This window comes from Gramella sp. MAR_2010_147 (assembly GCF_900105135.1).
Lineage (GTDB): Bacteria > Bacteroidota > Bacteroidia > Flavobacteriales > Flavobacteriaceae > Christiangramia.
This window is the reverse complement of sequence record NZ_LT629741.1, coordinates 943,324-964,186: the sequence shown is the minus strand read 5'-3', so window position 1 is coordinate 964,186 and position 20,863 is coordinate 943,324. Positions and strand designations below refer to the sequence as shown.

Here is a 20,863-nt window from a genome sequence, read left to right as displayed (position 1 = left end):
AAAATTAAAGGACTTTTCTATTTTATTTTAAAGCTGGCAGATTCTTTGTCAAATCGTATTAGGTGTTCAGGAAATAGATTGTTTAAAACATCAGTTTTAATAAGTTCTTCCGGCGTACCGAACAGAGCCTCGTTTTTCTTTATTACCACCAGCTTATCGCAGAGTTGTAATGCAAGATTGATCTCATGAGAAGCGAATAGAATAGCTTTATTTGTTTCCTTGCTCAGGCGTTTCAGTAGTTTTAAGACATACGCTTTATGGTAAAGATCGAGGTGAGTGGTAGGCTCATCCAGGATGATCAGCGAGGTGTCCTGTGCCAATGCTCTGGCAACTAACACTTTTTGAAATTGACCATCACTTAATTCATGACATTTCTTATTCTTAATATCATCTATATTGACCAACTGAATAGCATGCATGATTTTTTTGAGATCATTTTTTGTAAGTCTTCCAATCCAATTTGTGTACGGTTGTCTTCCTAGTGCAACCAATTCTATTACACTTAAGTTTTTTGAAAGCAATTGTTCAGTTAAAACCAAACTTATGTCTTTTGCCAATTTGTCAGGCTCTATTTTTTCTAAAGAATTGTTGGATATAAATACTTGACCATCAATGTTTTGAATTATACCACTTAAAGTTTTTAGCAAGGTAGACTTCCCGGCTCCGTTAATCCCGATTACAGCGACTAATTCACCCGATTTTATTTCAATATTGATATTTGAAGCAACAATTTGTTCCTTTTTTTTCTTCCTGTATCCTATACTTAGATTTTCGGTTTTAAGGACAATATTTACATTTTCTGCTTTCACTTAAAAATTGAATTTTCTTTTTCTAACTAATAACCAGATCACGACAGGAGCCCCAATTAATGAAGTTATTGCATTAATAGGCAAGCTGAACTCGCTTCCCGGTAATTGGGCGATTATGTCGCAAATAAGCATTAAAATAGCTCCACCAAAAATCACAGCCGGAACTAACGTAATGTGATTTGCAGAAGGAATGATTTGTCTAATTAAATGCGGAACAGCAAGGCCAACGAAAGCAATAGGACCAGCAAATGCGGTAATGCTTCCAGCCAGCAAACTGGTTGCGATAATGATCATAAACCTATTTTTTTTAATATTGGTTCCCAGGCTTCTGGCGTATTGTTCACCTAATAATAGTGAATTGAGGTTCTTTATACTTCCTATAGCGATGAAAATCCCAACGATCCAGAATAGTCCAAGGATTAAAACTTCATGCCAGCTTAGATCTCCAAGGCTCCCATAAGACCAGAAAACATATTGTTGTAGTTGGGAAGCAGGACTAAAATAGGCTAGAACACTTACTATAGCGGCCGTGAGACTGGCAAACATCAGCCCGATAATGAGAATTGCCATAGTGTCTCTCAATCGTATCGAAGCAAGAATTACAGCAAATAACACTAATAAGCTCCCAAGACTGGAAGCAATTACCAGACTCCATTCAGATAAAAGTACTGCAGCAAAAGAAGCGCCGAAAACCGATGCTCCCATAAAAACGAGGGCAACACCAAGACTCGCTCCACTGCTCAGTCCCAGAACATATGGTCCAGCCAGCGGGTTCCGGAAAAGTGTTTGCATTAAAAGTCCGCTAACTGCAAGACCAGAACCGGTGATGATTGCTGTAATAGCCTTAGGTAGACGGTAATTTCGAATAATATACCGCCAGGTATCTTTTTCTACTTCCAGGCCTAATAAAGATGCAGTTACTTCTTCAATTGGAATATTTACTGAACCCAGGCTAATATTGAATAACGCTGTGATGATCACTGCCAGAAACAGAAAAATTAATGCAATTGTATATTTCTTCTGATTCAGCATTAATTCAGTGGTTTGTAAAACACCTGTTCATGTTCTTTTAAAAGGTCAGGATGAAAAATTGAGATTAGATCTTTCAAAATAAGGTCTGGACGCTGTGGGCCCAGTTCATAAAAGAGAATTCCGCCGGTTTCTCCCTGTGAAAGACTAACACTATATACTTTTTTCTCTTCTACTGCATTAAACCTTCTATAATGCTCAGATTCATTGAATAGCTGTGCATACGAAGTGAACTGACCGGAACTTATCCAATATTCGGCATCTTCGGCTTTTTCCAGCACACTTTCAAAAGCAAGAGACAAACTACCATCTCCTTCAGTATCGGAATACAGGTAATCTGCATTAGCGTCTTTGATAAACTGGGCCTGCCAGGAATTACCGTAAGGCATATACCAGTTGTCGTTATACATTGCGCCGCTAATTACCTTTGGACTGGAACTTGCAGATTTTGCCAGTTCTTTAGCCTTTAAATATTCAGATTTGATATTCTGAAAAATTTCTTCGGCTTTCTCTTCTTTTTTATAAAGAGCGCCAAAGAATTTGATCCATTCGGCTTTACCAAGTGGATTCAGTTCTGTCCAATCCCCGTTATAAATGACCGGAATTCCAGTTTTCTGTATGGTTTCAAGGCTTTTATTAGAAGCATTTATGGAAAAACCAATAACCACATCAGGAGAGAGATCGATGAGGACCTCTGTATTGATGTTTTCATTCTGACCTAATTCTGAAACCGATCCATTTTTTATTAAATCCCGGGTTTTTTCTGAAGAGATATAATTCAATCCCGGAAAGCCTACAAGAGATTTTTCTTCATTGAGAGCTTCTAAAGCGGGAATATGCGTGGTAGAAGTCACCACGATCTTTTTAACAGGTACTTCAACTACCTGATCATGTTTAATGTTCTCAGGAATTTCCGCATTTTTCTCTTTTAACAAGTAAATAAATGGATCCTTAGCATCCGGCCATGGCGTATTTACTTTCATAATGCTGTAGCCATCAAATTTAGTGATACTAAAGCCACTGGCATTTTCAATATTAACTTCATTTTTATTCTGAAAATCAAGGCTTTCATTGTCGGAAGTGTTTTTACAGGAATAGATTCCTAAAAGGAAAAATATGAAAAGTATTTTTTTCAAGACTGGTTAATTTGAGTTCAAAAGTAAGATTATTTAAATTTTTGAAGCGGTTACCAAACTTATTTGTTTAATTTTGCCTCGAAATTTTGGTTCAGCATCGATTTATTTCTGTGCGGATTAAAAGGGAATCAGGGGGAAGTGAGAACTTCAAAACCTGAGCTGTTCCCGCAACTGTAAGCTTAGCCCGCAAGGGTGGCTGCAATAATTCTTCAAACCACTGTTCATTGAGAATGGGAAGGTGAATTGCAGTACGTGAGCCAGGAGACCTGCCTGAATTTCAACCAGTATCGAGTGACTTTCGGGATAAAGGTCGGCAGATTATGAACAGAAACTTATACCTTTTATTCGCTTTATTTATTTGTGGTTGCATACAAGCAATGGCACAAAAGGACTCTATCAATTGGCTGGATGAAGTGCGGCTAAGCGATGTAAAGCTGAAAAATAATTCAGAAGGGCAGTTTGTGAAAAAGCTTGACGATTCTTTAATCAAGCAGTCTGAACCTTTATTAACTTCTCTGTTAAAATTCAATTCGCCCTTCTTTTTTCGGGAAAATGGATACGGCATGGTGTCCTCAGCTTCTATTAGAGGAACCGGAGCTTCCCAAACCGCAGTTATCTGGAATGGCATTAATATTAATTCGCAATTTACCGGACAAACCGATTTTAACACCGTAAATACTAAGGTATTTGACAATATTAGTCTTCGACCAGGAGGGGGAAGTGTTGTTTATGGAAGTGGTGCCATTGGTGGGACCATACATCTAAATAATGAATTCAGGTTTGACGGGATTTCAGAAAGCGATCTGCGAATAGGTTACGGGAGTTTTGATACGTACCAGGTTTCCTATAACGGCAGTTTTTCTACTCAAAAAACCAGTCTGAACATTGGTGTGGCAGGTTTAAGTTCTGAAAACGATTACAAATACCTGGGAACTGAAGAACGTAACGAAAATGGGGATTTCTATAACACTTCGCTGAATACCTCAATAGCCCACTGGCTGGGGAGATCTAATATTTTAAAGTTTTATAGCAACTATTACCAGGGTGATCGCGGATTTTCAGGTACGCGTAATCTTCCTTCCAACAGCGAATATAGAGACAGGAACTCAAAGAATTTGCTTGAATGGAAATCGTTTACAGGAGATTTTACCAGCAGTCTTAAGCTGGCTTTTATTAAAGAGGAATTTAAATACTATGAAAACCGGCATTCAGATAACTTTAGTTTCGGCGACGCTGAAACTGCAATTGTCAAATATGATCTGGAATATGAATTTTCAGAAGATAAAAAATTGAATATCATAGCCGATTATAATAATGTGGAAGGGGAAGGTTCAGGAATAGATAGTGCTGAAAGAAAAATTGTAGGTTTATCTGCACTTTGGAGTCATGATATTAAAAAGCTGAGTTATAAACTCAGCCTAAGACAGGAGATCACGAATAATTATAACTCACCATTGTTATTCTCGGCCGGTGCATCTTACAAACTTACTGATGCATATTTATTGCGATTCAATTCATCCAGAAATTTCAGAATACCAACTTTTAATGATCTATTCTGGTTACAGGGAGGAAACGCTCAGTTAGATCCTGAAACCTCTATTCAGGCTGAAATTGGCAACGAGTTTATTTTTAATAATCTAAATATAAATATCACTGGCTACTATATAGATATAGATAACTTGATTAGATGGACGCCCGATGAATCTGGCATTTGGAGACCAGAAAACACTGCTAATGTTCATAATTACGGTTTAGAAGTTTTTGCAAGCTGGATTGGGAAAGCAGCAGACAATCCTCTTAATTTTAGCAGCACGTATGCGTTTACAAAATCTATAGATCAGGAAACCAGTAATCAGCTTATTTATACTCCACAGCATAAAGCGACTTTTTCTGCGGGATATGAAATATGCAATTTCAATATTTTATTTCAATCCTTATATAACGGTAGTATTTATACCTCTTCAGATAATAATTATGAATTGGACGCCTATCAACTTGCCAATTTAGGATTGGGTTATACCTTTTCGAAGGAACCAGAAATAGGGGTAGAGATTCGCATTGAGAATATATTTAACGAAAAATACCAAAGTTTACCATCCCGAATCATGCCGGGGCGGTCTATAAATTCTACACTAACATTCAAATTTTAATTATGAACTACAAACACTTATTATTTTTATTATCTATTGTATTCTTCCTGAATTCCTGTGAAGACGATACTGATTGTTGTGCCCAACCACCTGAGCCTGATCATAATTTTGCTACTGGAACTTTCATTTTAAATGAAGGAAATTTTGGTTCTGCTAATGCTTCTGTAAGTTATATCAATGAGAACACCGGTGAGACTCAGAGTATGATCTTTTCTAATACCAATGCATTTGATCTTGGAGATACTGCCCAGAGCATAGAAATGCATGAAAACCTGGCGATCATTGTTGTGAATGTTTCCAATAAGATAGAAATTGTGAATAGATTTACATTTGAAAGTCTGGGTACTATTAATGCTAATCTTCAGAATCCGCGATATGCCGAGGTAGTGGAAGATAAACTATATGTTACCAATTGGGGGGACGGGACAAATCCTGAGGACGATTTTGTAGCTGTATTTGATTTGAATGGTTTATCTTTTATAGAGTCTATTCCGGTATCTGAAGGTCCTGAAAAGCTTTTAGCTGAAAATAACCAATTATATGTAGCTCATAAAGGAGGTTTCTCTTTTAACAATATCATTTCTGTAATCAATACACGGTCTGGTATTGTAAGTTCTGAGATTGAAGTAGGATTTTTGCCAAATTCAATAGCTGTTTCAGGATCTGAGCTTTGGGTACTTTCATCTGGGAAGCCAGCTTATGCAGATGTTGAAACAGCAGGAGAGCTTTCAAGAATTGATTTGAGTAGTAACGAATTGATTGAAAGCATAAAATTTCCTGAAAATAATATTCATCCTGAAAACCTTAATTTAATAAATAATACTGCCTATTTAACCATAGGAAAGGCACTGTATAAGTTTTCAATGGGGGAGGATCTACCTCAATCAGCTGAATTTAGCTTTGATGAAGCCGCTTTGTTATATGGTTTTACGATCAGGAATGATAAGATATATATCGCATCTCCAAATGCCGACTTTACCGGCGATGGTAATTTATATATCTATAACTTAAATGATGGATCATTGTTAGATAATTTCAATACTGGAATCAATCCTAACGGAATCTATTTTAACTAAAGTAATTTATGGTCATAAAAAAACCCGCTGCATAGCGGGTTTTTTTTGTTCTAAATCAGGAATTATTTTTTGTCCAGATCAAGTCTTTTGGTTTTTCCCTCCAGTTCAGGAAGCTTGTCAATATACATTCTGCGATAAGCGGGACTGTTAACACCAGATTCGCTAAACTCGTTATACCAGTATGCTTTAGACTGATCACTAAATGATCTTCTGTTCCCGGCAATAACATCAAGAGCTCTTTTCAATAAAGGATCTGACTCCTCTCCCAGAACACCCATATTAGCAACATCTTCTATAATCTCTTCGTCTGGAGTAATACCATCAAAAGGAACACCCTGATCATTTGCGTTGACAGACTCATACACTAAAGGCTGAATCGCATATTTATGATCTGGATTTGCTCCGCTTTTTCCAAAATTACTGGAGTCGTAAAGGGTAACAGAAGCCTGAGATTTTCCAACCGTCATTCCACCAACATTTACCACCTCGATATAAGGAGCTAAACCATTTGCAACAAGTTCGCTTGCAGATGCTGTTGAAGAGGATACAATAGTATATAGTTTTGTAAGATTCAGGCTGTTAATTGCTTCTCCGCCTTCAAGAGTTTCGGTAAATCTGTTAAATAATCTATCAGGATCATTCTCAAGAAAAAAGTTTTGATAATCCTCATTCCACTGCTGTTTTGCAAATATCTCTCCGGTGAACTGACCGGTTATCATACTGGCCAGTCTGGTAGCAGAACTTACTCTACCACCACCATTATATCTCAAATCTAAAATTAGGTCTGTAATGTTCTGACTTTTAAATTCAGCAAAAGCGGCATTTAATTCATCATCAAAATCTGCAACAAAACTATTATACATCAAATAACCTACATTAGAACCGTTCACATCAATAACCTTACTAACTAAAATAGGGTTCTCTGTGATAGTCTGGGTATTGATAGTAACAGATTCTCCAGTGGGAGTTACTGTATTGTCTTCAAGTTTAGCGATTTCAAAAGTAATAGAACTACTTGCTAGAATTTCCTGATAATTTTCAATAGTTAAATCCATTCCATTCAGTCTTCTGAAAAAATCTCCTCTTTCAATATCTTCAGATTCAGCATTACTGCCAGGAATTATATATCTAACTACGCCAAATAGATTATCACTTCCAGAAAATCTATAAAGTCTGAATTCTACTCCTGTGGTTTCAGAAATACCTGCAAAACTATTTTCCAGGGCAACATAATCTTCTGTAATAAAGCTAAAACGATCTTGTGTTATGGTAAGACCATCATAGAAAAGATCTTCTGGGGAATCCCATTCTTCCAGATAGGCCTCCAGGTCACTTTGAGTCGCAAAAAAGTCGTCTCCTAGTTCTGGCACCTGACTTTTATAAACATAGATCTCATTCATTCCTTTCCAAACAAAGTCTTTTATTTCAAGTTCCAGGTTTTGCTCGGGTCCCGGTTGTGGGTCTGGTGTTGTAGGTGAATCATCGTTACTGGAACATGAAGTAAATAATGTCCCCGCAAAGACAAAAAGCATCAAATAATTATATATTCTCATAATAAAAATTAGGGTTAATAGATTTCTTGCAAATTTTTTCTAAAAATAGCCACATAATCAGAATTAAAAAATTTATTGTAACAAATCTCTTTACAATTCGTCGTAAGATTGAGAAGGCATAATAAACTAACCACCAACAAATGAAAGAACGAACCTTCCTTAATATTTTAGATCCTGTAAAGGATAAAATGTATCGATTGGCTCTAAGACTGTTAACTTCTAGGGAAGCAGCCGAAGATGCCACACAGGAAGTGATTCTGAAATTATGGAACCGGAAAGATAAAATCAATCATTATGCCAATATTGAAGCATTTGCAATGACGGTTACGAAAAATTACTGTTTGGATCAATTAAAATTGAAACAAAACAACAATTTGCGAATAGTTCATCAAAATTATGAAAGTAATAGTATATCTCTTCAGTCTGAAATTGAAGTGAATGATGAAATGGAGTGGTTAGGCAGGATTGTTGCCACATTACCAGAACAGCAAAAGCTGATATTTCAATTAAGGGATATAGAACAATATGATTACAATGAGATCGCTAAGATCATGAATATGGAACAGACTGCCATAAGGGTTGCTTTATCCAGGGCAAGAAAAGCGATCAGGGAGAATTTAATTAAAAAACACAACTATGGAATTAAATAGAATCGAAAAACTTCTGGAGCGGTATGAAGAGGGCGAAACCTCTTTGGCTGAAGAGAACTTACTTCGTGATTATTTTTTAAATGAAGACGTTCCTGAACATTTAATAAGCTATAAATTGATGTTCACGTTTTCGGCTAAACAATCCAAAAAAACTTTTGAGCAAAAACCTAAAGTTAAATCAGGAAAAAGCAGGTATGCCTGGACCTCTATTGCGGCCATACTTATTGTTGCTCTTGGGATCTTTTTCTTTAATGATTCTTCCAGAATGCTCAAAGACGGGGACTTAGGTACGATAAGCGATGAGGAGATGGCTCTTCAAAAAACGAAAGAGACTTTAAATATGGTGTCTCAGTTTATGAATGAAGGAAAATCTGATCTTGTTTACCTTAAAGAATTTAATAACACTAAAAATAAAATAATAGAAATTGATCATTAAAACCTAGAAACTATGAATAGATTAATAATTACCCTCCTGCTGGCAATGGCTCCCATGTTTTCACAATCTCAGAATTTTGAGAAATATGAAGATATGAAAGATGTGGATGCTATGGTGATGACCAGTAAAATGTTCAAAATGCTGGCAAAAGTAGATTTGAGCGAGAACGATCCAGAAGCAAGGGAATATATGAAGCTTATAGAAAACTTGGATCGTATCCAGATTTATAAGTCTTCTAATTCTAATGTAATGTCACAGATGGAAACCGATGTGAAATCTTATCTTCAAAAAGGTTCTTTGGAAGAACTGATGCGAGTAAATGATGGTGGCCAGAACATTAAGTTTTACTCTTTACCCGGCAAAAATGATAATTATGTACGGGAGTTATTCATGTTCCTTGAAGGTTCTGAAGGGGATAAGCCAATGACCGTGATCTTAAGTATTACCGGTGAAATTGATTTATCTCAATTATCTAAGTTAACATCAGACCTTAAAGTACCAGGTGCTGAAGAATTAAAGAAAGCCAACAAAAAATCATAAGACCATGAAATCATTAAAAATTTTAATTGCCATTCTATTTACAGTTGTATTAACATCCTGTAATAATGAGCAAAGTCTTCAGAAATATTATGTTGAAAATCAGGAAAACACAGATTTTTTAGCACTGGATATTCCTACCAGTATGTTCGCTAACAGTGAATCCTTGGAGATGGATGAGAAAGAAACCTTACAGAGTATAAAAAAGATCAATGTACTTGCATTGAAAAAGGAGGAGAATCCAGAAAAATTTGAAGAAGAGAAGGTTAAGCTCGCTGAAATTTTTAAAAATGAAAAGTATCAGTTGCTAATGAAGTATGGAGGAGGCGATAGAAAAGCTGAATTATACTTTACAGGAAAAGATGATGCTATAGATGAGCTAATTGTTTATGGATATGATAATGAGCAGGGCCTGGGTGTAGCAAGAGTTCTAGGTGAAGATATGAATCCGCAAAAGATAATGGAGCTTATGAAATCTCTGGATAAGGACAATATAGATATAGAGGGAATTAAAGGGCTTGGTAAAATTTTTGGAGATTCTTCTAAAGAAAAAGATTCTGTGAGAATAGAGACTAAAATCGAAGTTGGAGATAAAGCACAAGAGGCTTCAGAAGAAAATGACACTACTAAAATGTAGTATTTAATTAGTTGAAAAGGAAAAGCCCCGAATTCGGGGCTTTTTTATTTATATACCTGTATAGTTTTGTGGAGTAATCTTATGGAGTTCGTTTTTAATTTCATCAGAAACCTCCAACTGGTCAATGAATTCAGACATGCTTTTTTCTGTAATTCTCTCATTAGTCCTTGTAAGGCCCTTCAATGCTTCATACGGATTTTTAAAGCCTTCCCTTCTCAAAATGGTTTGAATTGCTTCTGCAACTACTGCCCAGTTATTCTCAAGGTCCTCATTCAATTTCTCTTTATTCAGTAAAAGCTTGTTCAAGCCTTTCAAAGTAGATTTAAATGCAATAAGGGTATGACCAACAGGAACACCAATATTTCTCAAAACTGTACTATCTGTCAAATCTCTTTGTAATCTACTTACCGGGAGTTTCGCTGAAAGGTGTTCAAATATTGCATTTGCAATTCCAAGGTTTCCTTCACTATTTTCAAAATCGATAGGATTTACTTTATGTGGCATCGCAGAGGAACCAATTTCTCCCTTTTTTATCTTTTGCTTAAAATAATCCATAGAGACATATGTCCATATATCCCGGTCCAGATCTAAAAGAATGTTATTGATTCTTTTTAAAGCATCGAACAAAGCCGCGGTATGATCGTAATGTTCTATCTGTGTGGTAGGAAAAGAGTGGTGCAGGCCAAGTGTATTTTCTACAAAATTACTTCCAAATTTTTTCCAGTTAGTTGCTGGATAAGCAACTTTATGAGCGTTGTAATTTCCTGTGGCCCCACCAAATTTGGCTGCGTGCGGAACCTGTTCTAATAATTTAATTTGTTCTTTAAGCCTTTGAACAAATACTGAAATCTCTTTGCCTAAGCGGGTTGGAGAAGCAGGTTGTCCATGGGTTCTGGCTAAAAGTGGAATATCTTTCCATTCAGAAGAAAGAGACTCCAGTTTTTCAACAATTTCATTTAAAGAAGGCATATAAACTTCATCAATAGCATCTTTAAGGCTTAATGGAATTGCTGTGTTATTAATATCCTGAGAGGTTAGCCCGAAATGAATGAATTCCTTGGAGGTTTCCATCCCCAGTTTGTCAAATTCTTCCTTTAGAAAGTATTCTACAGCTTTAACATCATGATTAGTGATTTTTTCAATCTTTTTAATCGCCTGTGCGTCGAGCGGGGTAAAATTCTTGTATAACTCCCTTAATTTTTTGAAATTTTTGGTATCCACATCCTGTAACTGAGGTAATTTCTCTTCATAAAGTGCTATGAAGTATTCAACTTCAACAAGAATTCGATATTTTATAAGAGCTTCTTCACTAAAATAGGCTGAAAGTTGTTCTGTTTTAGACCTGTATCGTCCATCTATAGGTGAAATTGCTGAAAGGGATGTCATCTTTTGCTTTTAAAAATTAAAGGCGTAAAGATACCGCTTCAAATTTTACTAAAAAACTACAGTGATAATTTCCTTAAAATCTTTGTCGCTCTGGGCTTGAAACCCTGTGAAGAAACAGGAAACTCTTTTTCAATTATAGCCTTAAGCTCTTCAGAGATCCATGGTTGTTCATTTCTCAAGTCATAAAGATTTTGCATTGAAAAAACCTTAACAGCGGTTTCTTCTTTTGAAATAAGCCAGAGAAATGAGAGTTCTATAATTTCCTTTTTTAAGACAGAAGTTAGGTTATAATTATATTTCATATCAGAACAAGCTAAAATCGCTTTTCCGTAGATCTTTGAAAGGTATCTTCTGGAAGCTGAATCATTATAAAGTTTTCCTGAATGAACTAATTCAGGAGTATATCTCTGAATATTTTTAAAATTGTTCCTGGAAAGTATTTCCAGAGCCATCAATGCTTTTAGAGATAGATCCTTTTTCTTTTCGGTGATGATAGTAATTGTTTGTGGGAGATATTGAGGGTGCTTCAAAATAAAATGTGCAGCCGCTTCCCTTGTGGCTAGCGTAGAATCAATATTAAGTAAAATGCTTTCAATTTTCATCCGCTTCAGTCAATAAACTTTCTACAAGTCTGGGAACACCTTCTGCAGCTTTTTCCCTTAATATTTTCAGCTGTCTGCTTTCGGGGATATTTGGATTTGGATCTACGAAATAAACCGGAGCGTGATCTGGCACAAAATCTACGAGTCCGGCTGCCGGATAAACCTGCATCGAGGTGCCAATTACAATAACTATATCAGCTGTTCTGGCGATCTCAGCTGCTTTCTGAAACATTGGCACCGCTTCTCCAAACCAAACCACGTGAGGTCGTAGTTGAAAGTTATGCTCACAAAAATCGCCTGTATTTATATCTTTTTTCCAGTCCATTACCAGATTTTCATCAAAGGTACTTCTGGCTTTGAGTAATTCTCCATGAAGATGTGTTACATTTGAGCTGCCGGCTCTTTCGTGAAGATCATCAATATTTTGAGTTACAATTTGAACATCATAACTTTTTTGAAGATCTACAAGAGCATGATGTGCTGCATTTGGTGTTACCTGTAATAATTGTTTTCTTCTTTGATTATAAAAATCAAGAACTAAATCCTGGTTGTTTTTCCATCCCAATGGAGAAGCGACTTCCATAACATCATGACCTTCCCATAATCCCTCTGCATCTCTAAATGTTTTTATCCCGCTTTCGGCGCTTATTCCGGCACCGGTTAGAACTAAAATAGTTTTCATTGCATTCTTGCTTGATTATTTGAAAAAGTTAAGACTTTTAATTTCTTTCCAAAATGAAATTTAAAAATTGTTTCATTTCAAAGAGTATCTTATTTCCCTGTTTTTTTACTTTTACCTCAGAAATGAAAGAACAAAAGATCTTAGATTACCTTCAGGGATATCTTACCCCAAGAAGAAAAGCTTTATTCGAGCAAGTTCTGGCGCAGCGCACAGATTATTTAACTGTTGTAGCACAGGACGTCTATCAACTACATAATACCAGCGCCGTAGTGAGAAGCTGCGACGTTTTTGGAATTCAAAATATTCATGTTATAGAAGAGAGAATTCCGCGTAGAATAGATAAGGAAATTGCAATGGGCGCGCAGAAATGGGTAGACATCAATAGATATAGTTCTACAACAGATTGTGTGAAAAGTTTAAGGGCAAAAGGATATCAAATTGTTGCCACCAGTCCGCATAAAGATTCTCAGTTGCTGGAAGATTTTGATATTTCAAAACCGGCAGCTCTTTTCTTCGGAACAGAGAAAGACGGTTTGTCTGATGAGATTTTAAATGAAGCCGATGCAACTATTAAGATTCCAATGGTTGGTTTTACAGAAAGTCTCAATATTTCTGTTTCTGCAGCTATTATTTTACAAAGTTTAACTACCAAGCTAAGAAATTCAGACATTCCATGGGAATTTACCGAGGAGGAAAAAAATAGGATCAGAATGGATTGGACCAGGAAAACAGTAAAAAATTCAGAAGAGATCATAGAACACTTTTTGAATCAGTAATTATTTGTAACTTTTAATCGCCTTTAAAGCTATTCCATGACCCTGTTTTTTTATTTGATTATTGCGCTTATTACTTTTTTCGCATTCCTGCACGCGTGGGTAAAGAAGGATTATGATATTAGCAGGACTGTGGTGATAAATAAGCCCAGAGAAGAGATTTTTACTTTTGTAAGACAGCTTAAAAATCAGCCTTTGTGGAATCCCTGGTTTCAGAGAGATCCAAATGCCATTATGAGGTATAAAGGAAATGACGGGAAAGTAGGAGCCAGCTTTTACTGGAAAGGAAACGGAAAAGTTGGTGAGGGGATTCAGCGAATTACCAAAGCTAAACAGGGAAGAGTTTACGAAACCAAAGTTCTTTTTATAAAACCGGTAAAAGTTAATGCACTCACTTATATAGGTGTAAAGGAGTTAGAAGCTGAAAAAACCAAAATGGTATGGGGTACTAAAGGTCATTTGGCATTTCCGCTAACCATTATAAGTATTTTCTACTCTCCAGAAAAAGCCCTGGGTGAAAAATTTGATCAGGGTTTGAAAGATCTTAAAAAGTTAATGGAAACTAATTAATTTTTCTGAAGTACCTTATATTCTTCGTAACAGCTATTAATGGCATCAAGAATTTGAAGATCATTTGCCGTCTTCATGAAATCTTCTGAATAATTGCAATTATTCAGGATCTCATCAATTTCAGCCCGATTAACCTGAAGGAGTGCCATTAATGTTTCACGATCAAACTTATTCCTTAGAAGTTCCCGAATATTATCATCCTTCTTCATTTGCCGAAGCTTTCGCATTTGCCGGGGTCTGGTGCCAAATATATTATAAACCAGGTCTGCAGGGTTTGACAGGGATCTCAAAGCTTTAGTAACGGCATTTGGAGAACCATCACCGCCCTCGTAACCGCTATTCAGGCCAGAAATACTATATCTGTAATTATCATAAATGGGAATATTTTTGGCATCTATTTCCAGGTAGCCTGTAAGTTTTACAGAGTTCACCGTGACTTCTTCAAGCGCAAAGCCTAACTCGGTCATTTTTACCTTTACATTACCATATTTTAACCAGTCATTGGTTACCCTAACACGAATAGATCTAAAACCCAGGTACGTAAAATAAAGAGTATCGTTTACAGTTGCCTGTAATTCAAATTCTCCATTTTCTTTAGTAACAGCTCCTTTTACCTGATTGAGGTTTACAATATGCACATTCTCTATAGGTTTGTCGTTGGCAGCATTCATTACAGTTCCTGTCACGACATCCTGAGCAGATAAAAAGCCCGTAATTAAAAGGGAAAGTATAAGTAAGGTGTTTTTCATAACAATCAGGGCTAAAAATATAAAATCCCTATAAAAAACAATGCCAAACTTGAGAAATTAAGTTTGGCATTACTAGTTTAATTAAGCTTTAGATCTTCTTCTTTTTACGGAATTCTCTATGTTCTTATTTCGGCTTCCTTTTCTGGGTCCTTTTTTATCACTTTTATCAGTCCTTCTTCTTCCTTTGAAGTTGTCACCTTTGTTGTTGTCTTTGAAACTTTTTCCGTTTCTTTTTCCGCCACCGCGTTCTCTTCTACGACCACCTCGATCAGATTTCTGATCTTTGGTAACTTCAACATTTACAAATCTACCATTATGGTTAAACTCGCTGAAAGTTTTTAGAATAAGATCTGTATGCTGCTCATCTGTATTAAAGAAAGAAAAGCTGGCTTTCACATCAACTTTGAAAACATCGTCTCTTCCAAGGTTCAATTGTTCCTTCAGGAAATCTTTAAGGCTCATCCAGTCAAATCCGTCCTTAGATCCAACATTGATGAAATATCTCGTGTTACCTTCAGAAACCTCAGGTCTTCCTCCAACAGTTTCAGCACTAAGATCTGGTGCTTTCTCATAATAATTGAAGAACCTTGTGAATTCTACAGAAAAGAATTTTTTTATCAGTTCTTCTTTACTGAAATCTTCCAGTGCTTCATTTATCGTTGGTAAATAAGGGTCAATATCGTGATTGATCTCTGTTTTCTTAATATCATTCGCTAAATGGAAAAGCTGGGTTTTGCAAATCTCTTTTCCGTCTGGAATGGTCTTTTCTTCAAATTTTTGCTGAATGATCTTTTCAACAGTTCTTATCTTACGAACTTCACTTTTTGAAATGATCACCATAGAAACACCCTGCTTACCGGCTCTACCTGTTCTACCACTACGGTGTGTATAGGTTTCAATTTCATCGGGTAATTGATAGTTAATTACGTGAGTAATATCATCTACATCAATACCACGTGCAGCAACATCGGTAGCCACAAGCATCTGTATCTGGCGGCTTCTAAAACTTTTCATTACCAGGTCACGTTGATTCTGACTTAGATCTCCGTGAAGCGCCGCTGCATTATATCCATCTTCAATAAGCTTTTCAGCAACCTTCTGTGTGTCTCTTTTAGTTCTACAGAAAATCACCGAGAATATCTCCGGATTAGCATCTGCAAGCCTTTTTAAAGCATCATATCTATTACGGTGATTTACCAGGTAATATTCATGAGAAACATTGGAAGTTCCCTTATTTTTAGATCCTACAGTAATCTCAATAGGATCTGTCATGAATTTTTTAGCAATTTTAGCAACCTCTTTAGGCATAGTTGCAGAGAATAACCATGTTTTCTTTTCCTTAGGTGTATGCGAAAGAATAGTCTTAATATCCTCATAGAATCCCATATTCAGCATCTCATCTGCCTCATCAAGGACGCAATACCCAATAGAAGAGATGTTTGCTAATCTTCTTCTAATCATATCCTGCATTCTACCTGGAGTGGCTACAATAATTTGTGCACCTCTTTCAATAGCTTTAGCCTGATCTGTTATACTTGCGCCACCATATACTGCAACTACATTCAAAGATTTTTTATACTTCGAGTAGTTCTTTATTTCATTGGTGATCTGTAAACAAAGTTCTCTGGTAGGAGAAAGAATTAATGCCTGGGTCTTTTTAGAATTTGCATCGATCTTTTGAATAAGAGGAAAACCAAAAGCGGCAGTTTTACCGGTTCCGGTTTGTGCAAGAGAAACAAGATCTGTTTCTTTTTCTAATAAAATTGGGATTGATTTTTCCTGTACTTCACTTGGAGTTTCAAACCCCATGTCTTCTATGGCCTTAAGCAAGTCTGCGTCAAGTCCAAGTTTTTGGAATGCGTTCATTCGTTTTATGTAAGTATTCGATTATGATATGTAAGTGTTACATAAGAAGCGAATCGACATACTTAAAACCTAAACTTCTAGCAACACATCCTCACCCTGAGGAATTTCAAGCGGCAAAGATAGTCTTTTATTTTTGACTACCTAAGATTTATTAGAGTAATTAAGTATTTGATAATCAGCGTATTTAAATTTTCTGAAAGTTTAAATAATAATTACTGAGATAAATACTCCATTAATTCTCTGAATGCGATACCTCGATGACTAATTTTAGTTTTTTCGTTCAGGTCCATTTCCGCAAAACTTTTATCAAATCCATCAGGAAGAAAAATAGGATCATATCCAAAACCCTTAGTGCCTCTTTTTTCCTTTAATATAACCCCTTCACAGATGCCAGTGAAAAGATTTTGATTTTTCTTTAAATTAAGAGCTATCACCGTTTTAAACCGCGCGGTTCTATCATCACGCTTTTCCAGCTGGCTCAATAATTTTTCTATATTGGCTTCGTCGTTTTTTTCCTCTCCAGCATACCTCGCTGAATAAACTCCGGGAGCTCCGGCTAAAGATTGAACTTCCAGGCCTGTATCATCAGCAAAACAATCATAACCATAGTGATTTCTAACATATTCAGCTTTAATCATGGCATTTTCGTCAATGGTGTCCCCGGTTTCTTCTATATCCTCATCACATCCTATATCAGAAAGTGAAAGCAGTTCTATATCATCTGGCATAAGGTTTTGAATTTCCCTGAACTTATTTGCGTTGTGAGTGGCAAAAACTAATTTCATGTGTAATGATTATCTATGGTGATAGGGTTCGTTTTTTAAGATGGTAAAGGCTCGGTACAATTGCTCAGTAAAAAATACTCTTACCATTTGATGAGAAAATGTCATTTTGGAAAGAGAGATTTTGGAATCAGCTCTTTTATAAACTTCTTCTGAAAAACCATAGGGCCCTCCAATTACAAAAATGAGCCTTTTCAGGCCCGTATTCATTCGTTTCTGAATATATTCTGAAAAGCTTTCTGAAGAAAACTGTTTTCCGTTTTCATCGAGCAAAACAACGAAATCTGAATTTTGAAATCCAGAAAGGATCAATTCTCCTTCCTTGGATTTTTGTTGATTCTCATCCAGATGTTTTGTTTTCTTAAGATCTGGTATTATTTCAAATTCAAACTTTATATAATGCTGAAGTCTTTTCTGATAGGTCTTTATAAGCGCTTCCAGTTCTTTTTTATCTGTTTTCCCAATACAGACTAATTTTATCGTCATCCCGTGATTTTAGTACAGACTTTACTACATTTACAAAAATAAGCAGAGAAAATGATCTCACCGGAACAATTTGAAAAAGAAATTGAATTAATTATTGAGAATGCAATTAGAGAAGATGTAGGTGATGGAGATCACAGTTCCCTCGCATGCATTCCTTCCCATGCAAACGGAAAGGCCAAATTACTTGTGAAAGATAGAGGAGTCCTTGCGGGTGTTGAGTTTGCTAAAAGAGTATTTCAATACGTTGACAAAGATTTTAAGATAGATGTTTTAAAGGAAGATGGCGATTTGATTAAGAAAGGTGACATTGTTTTTTATGTGGAAGGCTCTTCGCAATCTATCCTAAAATCTGAAAGGCTGGTATTAAATGCAATGCAACGTATGAGCGCCATTGCTACAAAAACAGCAGAATTTGTTCAGAAATTAGCAGGTACAAACACTAAAATTCTTGATACACGAAAAACAACTCCGGGAATTCGGGCTCTTGAAAAATGGGCGGTTAAAATTGGAGGAGGTGAGAATCACCGTTTTGCGTTGTATGATATGGTGATGTTAAAGGACAACCATATAGATTTTGCAGGAGGAATCACAAAAGCTATTGAAAAGACTAAGCTTTATCTAAATGAAAAAGGTCTGGATCTTAAAATTATCGTAGAAGCCAGAAACATAAATGAAATCAAGGAAATTCTTAAAACAGAAGGAGTTTATAGAATTCTTATTGATAATTTTAATTATGAAGATACTCGTAAGGCTGTAGAGCTCATAAATGGTAAATGTCTCACAGAGTCCAGCGGTGGAATTACACTTGAAACCGCTAGAAGCTATGCTGAATGTGGTGTGGATTTTATTTCCAGTGGAGCTTTAACTCACTCCGTTTATAACCTTGATCTGAGTTTAAAAGCCGTATAGCATGGCCCCGGAGAAAGCGATCAAATCTAAAATTGAAGAATTTTCAGCATGGTGGAAGCAAAAGACCAAGAAGATCATTCTACCTGGACTTGAAGGCTTATCGCTTTATAATCTCTGGATCATTTATTGGGGAGGTATCGTTAGGGGAACATTCTCTACCAGGGCAAGTTCAATAGCATTTAGCTTTTTTATGGCGATCTTCCCGTTCTTGTTATTTGTACTTAACCTTATTCCATATATCACTTTTATAGACGATTTTCAAATTGAATTCCTTTTGTTCATGGATACTTTGCTGCCGCCAGAAACTTCAGATTTCTTCGGTAATATTTTTGAAGATATCGCCAGTACGCCGCGAGGCGGCTTACTATCTGTTGCCTTCATCTTATCCATTTTTTTGATGACTAACGGGGTAAATGCGATTTTTACAGGATTTGAATTTAGTTATCACACCAGAACAAATCGTTCAATTCCGCGTCAATACGCTGTGGCTGTGGGAGTTTCGCTTATATTGGCATTGTTGTTGCTAATATCGGTAATAGGTGCAGTGTATATGACTTATGCAATAGACGATCTAAGTGATTTAGGGATCGTAAATAATGATGGGTTTGGAGCGAGTCTTATACAATATATTGGATTTGTAATATTAATTTATACAGCGGTAGCTATTTTATATTATTTTGGAACCCGGGAAGCCAGGCAGGCAAGGTTTTTTTCGGTAGGCGCATTTTTTACCACGGTATTAATTATGATAACCACGGTTTTGTTTAGTATCTATATCACGAACTTTTCAAATTATAATGAGTTGTATGGATCTATAGGAGCCTTATTAATTTTGATGTTCTATATATGGCTTAATTCCAATATGTTGCTTTTAGGTTTTGAATTAAATGCATCCCTGATAAAGCTGAAGAAAAATTTTAAATAACTTTAATTAATTAAAACCAAATTTATGATGAAAACACTAGTCTTTACAATTGTGGCTTTTATGAGCATAGGATTCGTATCTGCTCAAACTGAAGTTGGCGGAGTTAATCTTCCAAATACTGAAACCTATCAAAGTCACACCTTAAATCTTAATGGAGCAGGGGTAAGAGAAAAGTTATGGATAGATCTATATGCAGGCGGACTTTATCTTTCAAAAAAATCTTCAAATGCTTCGGAAATTATTTCGGCAAACCAGCCTATGAGTATTAAACTTCACATCGTTTCTAAGCTTATTACAAGTGAAAAAATGATGGATGCTGTAAATGAAGGTTTTGAAAATTCTACTAATGGAAATACAAAGCCTCTTTCTTCAAAAATCAAAAAATTCCAGGATTTTTTCATGGAAGACATTAAGAAGAATGATGTTTTTGACATAGTTTTTATTCCAGATACAGGAGTTTCAGTATATAAGAATGATAAAGAGTTGGGTACTATAGATGGCATGGATTTCAAAAAAGCGCTTTTTGGAATTTGGTTATCTAATAAGCCTGCAGATGATGACTTGAAAGAAGCCATGCTAGGTAAATAATATGAAAATCGCGGTATATTTTGTCTTTTTAATGAGTATTCCATTCAATTTACAGGCACAGGAAGTGCTGGGTAGATGGGAGAATACAAATAAAGAAGGAAAGGTGAATTCTATTATCGAGATTTATGAGAAAGGCGATGAGATTTACGGGAAAGTAGATAGAATATTGAATGAAGAGGATCGAAATCGTCGCTGTACCAAATGTGAAGGTGATTTAAAGAACGAACCTGTAGAAGGGATGGAATTAATGAAAGGTCTTAAAAAAGATGGAGATGAATATGCAGGAGGAACGATAGTGGATCCTAAAACCGGAAAAGAATATCGCTGTAAAATATGGTTGGATGATGATAATCCTGATGTGTTGAATGTTAGAGGTTATATTTCACTTTTTTACAAAACGAAAATATGGCGTAGAGCCGATTGATATTTTTAAAAATTTGAAAGCTGCTCTTAAAGTTTCAGCTTACTTTTAAAAACTAAAGATTCTTAATATTTTTGAATTCTATAGTAAAAGTAGGTTGCTTTGAAAGCA

General features: G+C 35.9%; 23 protein-coding genes and 1 riboswitch. Of the genes, 12 read left to right on the top strand and 11 right to left on the bottom strand.

Going from position 1 to position 20,863, the window contains the following annotated elements:
• Positions 1–17: 17 nt before the first annotated feature.
• The 3 genes from BLT95_RS04315 to BLT95_RS04305 are packed head-to-tail and all read right to left on the bottom strand — an operon-like array spanning position 18 to position 2,974.
• Positions 18–809 (bottom strand): ABC transporter ATP-binding protein, encoded by a 792-nt coding sequence (locus tag BLT95_RS04315; RefSeq protein ID WP_089664906.1) that lies wholly within the window; start codon positions 807–809, stop codon positions 18–20.
• Positions 810–1,841: an iron ABC transporter permease gene (locus BLT95_RS04310; RefSeq protein WP_089664905.1), complete on the bottom strand. Its 1,032-nt coding sequence runs from the start codon at positions 1,839–1,841 to the stop codon at positions 810–812. It lies immediately after the preceding gene.
• Positions 1,841–2,974: an ABC transporter substrate-binding protein gene (locus BLT95_RS04305; RefSeq protein ID WP_089664904.1), complete on the bottom strand. Its 1,134-nt coding sequence runs from the start codon at positions 2,972–2,974 to the stop codon at positions 1,841–1,843. Before BLT95_RS04305 ends, BLT95_RS04310 begins: the two co-directional genes overlap by 1 nt.
• Positions 2,975–3,044: 70 nt before the next feature.
• Positions 3,045–3,263: riboswitch (cobalamin riboswitch) on the top strand.
• Positions 3,264–3,351: 88 nt separating this feature from the next.
• On the opposite strand from BLT95_RS04305, the gene BLT95_RS04300 reads away from it, so the two are divergent.
• Positions 3,352–5,124, top strand: a complete 1,773-nt coding sequence (locus BLT95_RS04300; RefSeq protein ID WP_231896410.1) for a TonB-dependent receptor — start codon at positions 3,352–3,354, stop codon at positions 5,122–5,124.
• Between the two features lie 2 nt (positions 5,125–5,126).
• Complete coding sequence (locus BLT95_RS04295; RefSeq protein ID WP_089664902.1) at positions 5,127–6,200, top strand: DUF5074 domain-containing protein; 1,074 nt, start codon at positions 5,127–5,129, stop codon at positions 6,198–6,200.
• Positions 6,201–6,262: 62 nt separating this feature from the next.
• Here BLT95_RS04295 and BLT95_RS04290 read toward each other — a convergent pair whose 3' ends face one another.
• Positions 6,263–7,753, bottom strand: coding sequence for a S41 family peptidase (locus tag BLT95_RS04290; protein ID WP_089664901.1), 1,491 nt, complete (start codon positions 7,751–7,753; stop codon positions 6,263–6,265).
• A gap of 140 nt (positions 7,754–7,893) precedes the next feature.
• Between BLT95_RS04290 and BLT95_RS04285 the strand changes: the two genes are divergently transcribed.
• From BLT95_RS04285 to BLT95_RS04270, 4 genes are read left to right on the top strand one after another with little or no spacing between them, the layout of a single operon-like run.
• A complete protein-coding gene (locus BLT95_RS04285; protein ID WP_089664900.1) occupies positions 7,894–8,403 on the top strand; it encodes a sigma-70 family RNA polymerase sigma factor in 510 nt (169 codons plus the stop codon).
• Positions 8,390–8,839: a hypothetical protein gene (locus BLT95_RS04280; protein WP_089664899.1), complete on the top strand. Its 450-nt coding sequence runs from the start codon at positions 8,390–8,392 to the stop codon at positions 8,837–8,839. The genes BLT95_RS04285 and BLT95_RS04280 overlap by 14 nt, the downstream gene beginning before the upstream one ends.
• Before the next feature lie 12 nt (positions 8,840–8,851).
• Positions 8,852–9,379: a DUF4252 domain-containing protein gene (locus tag BLT95_RS04275; RefSeq protein WP_089664898.1), complete on the top strand. Its 528-nt coding sequence runs from the start codon at positions 8,852–8,854 to the stop codon at positions 9,377–9,379.
• Positions 9,380–9,383: 4 nt separating this feature from the next.
• The gene (locus BLT95_RS04270) at positions 9,384–10,013 is read left to right on the top strand and encodes a DUF4252 domain-containing protein (RefSeq protein ID WP_089664897.1); all 630 of its coding nucleotides are present in this window, start codon (positions 9,384–9,386) and stop codon (positions 10,011–10,013) included.
• Between the two features lie 48 nt (positions 10,014–10,061).
• Here BLT95_RS04270 and purB read toward each other — a convergent pair whose 3' ends face one another.
• From purB to BLT95_RS04255, 3 genes are read right to left on the bottom strand one after another with little or no spacing between them, the layout of a single operon-like run.
• The gene (gene purB, locus BLT95_RS04265; RefSeq protein ID WP_089664896.1) at positions 10,062–11,399 is read right to left on the bottom strand and encodes an adenylosuccinate lyase; all 1,338 of its coding nucleotides are present in this window, start codon (positions 11,397–11,399) and stop codon (positions 10,062–10,064) included.
• Between the two features lie 56 nt (positions 11,400–11,455).
• Positions 11,456–12,001, bottom strand: coding sequence for a hypothetical protein (locus BLT95_RS04260; protein ID WP_089664895.1), 546 nt, complete (start codon positions 11,999–12,001; stop codon positions 11,456–11,458).
• Positions 11,991–12,683, bottom strand: coding sequence for an NAD-dependent deacylase (locus tag BLT95_RS04255; RefSeq protein WP_089664894.1), 693 nt, complete (start codon positions 12,681–12,683; stop codon positions 11,991–11,993). The genes BLT95_RS04260 and BLT95_RS04255 overlap by 11 nt, the downstream gene beginning before the upstream one ends.
• A gap of 122 nt (positions 12,684–12,805) precedes the next feature.
• Between BLT95_RS04255 and BLT95_RS04250 the strand changes: the two genes are divergently transcribed.
• The gene (locus BLT95_RS04250) at positions 12,806–13,459 is read left to right on the top strand and encodes an RNA methyltransferase (protein WP_089666843.1); all 654 of its coding nucleotides are present in this window, start codon (positions 12,806–12,808) and stop codon (positions 13,457–13,459) included.
• A gap of 36 nt (positions 13,460–13,495) precedes the next feature.
• Entirely contained in the window at positions 13,496–14,026 is a 531-nt protein-coding gene (locus tag BLT95_RS04245) for an SRPBCC family protein (protein ID WP_089664893.1), read from the top strand.
• Here BLT95_RS04245 and BLT95_RS04240 read toward each other — a convergent pair.
• The 4 genes from BLT95_RS04240 to rlmH all read right to left on the bottom strand — a co-directional run bounded on the left by BLT95_RS04240 (position 14,023) and on the right by rlmH (position 17,909).
• Entirely contained in the window at positions 14,023–14,775 is a 753-nt protein-coding gene (locus BLT95_RS04240) for a carboxypeptidase-like regulatory domain-containing protein (RefSeq protein WP_089664892.1), read from the bottom strand. The two genes, BLT95_RS04245 and BLT95_RS04240, sit on opposite strands and share 4 nt — an antisense overlap.
• Positions 14,776–14,856: 81 nt before the next feature.
• Complete coding sequence (locus tag BLT95_RS04235) at positions 14,857–16,641, bottom strand: DEAD/DEAH box helicase (RefSeq protein ID WP_089664891.1); 1,785 nt, start codon at positions 16,639–16,641, stop codon at positions 14,857–14,859.
• Between the two features lie 212 nt (positions 16,642–16,853).
• The gene (locus tag BLT95_RS04230) at positions 16,854–17,426 is read right to left on the bottom strand and encodes a non-canonical purine NTP diphosphatase (RefSeq protein WP_089664890.1); all 573 of its coding nucleotides are present in this window, start codon (positions 17,424–17,426) and stop codon (positions 16,854–16,856) included.
• Between the two features lie 9 nt (positions 17,427–17,435).
• The gene (gene rlmH, locus BLT95_RS04225) at positions 17,436–17,909 is read right to left on the bottom strand and encodes a 23S rRNA (pseudouridine(1915)-N(3))-methyltransferase RlmH (protein ID WP_089664889.1); all 474 of its coding nucleotides are present in this window, start codon (positions 17,907–17,909) and stop codon (positions 17,436–17,438) included.
• Positions 17,910–17,960: 51 nt separating this feature from the next.
• On the opposite strand from rlmH, the gene nadC reads away from it, so the two are divergent.
• The 4 genes from nadC to BLT95_RS04205 are packed head-to-tail and all read left to right on the top strand — an operon-like array spanning position 17,961 to position 20,755.
• Complete coding sequence (gene nadC, locus BLT95_RS04220; protein WP_089664888.1) at positions 17,961–18,818, top strand: carboxylating nicotinate-nucleotide diphosphorylase; 858 nt, start codon at positions 17,961–17,963, stop codon at positions 18,816–18,818.
• A gap of 1 nt (position 18,819) precedes the next feature.
• Positions 18,820–19,743, top strand: a complete 924-nt coding sequence (locus BLT95_RS04215) for a YihY/virulence factor BrkB family protein (protein WP_089664887.1) — start codon at positions 18,820–18,822, stop codon at positions 19,741–19,743.
• A 27-nt stretch (positions 19,744–19,770) separates the two neighbouring features.
• Positions 19,771–20,331, top strand: a complete 561-nt coding sequence (locus BLT95_RS04210) for a chalcone isomerase family protein (protein ID WP_089666842.1) — start codon at positions 19,771–19,773, stop codon at positions 20,329–20,331.
• A gap of 1 nt (position 20,332) precedes the next feature.
• Positions 20,333–20,755 carry a DUF2147 domain-containing protein gene (locus tag BLT95_RS04205; protein ID WP_089664886.1) on the top strand — a complete coding sequence of 141 codons (423 nt, stop codon included), beginning with the start codon at positions 20,333–20,335 and terminating at the stop codon, positions 20,753–20,755.
• The last annotated feature ends 108 nt before the right edge of the window (positions 20,756–20,863 follow it).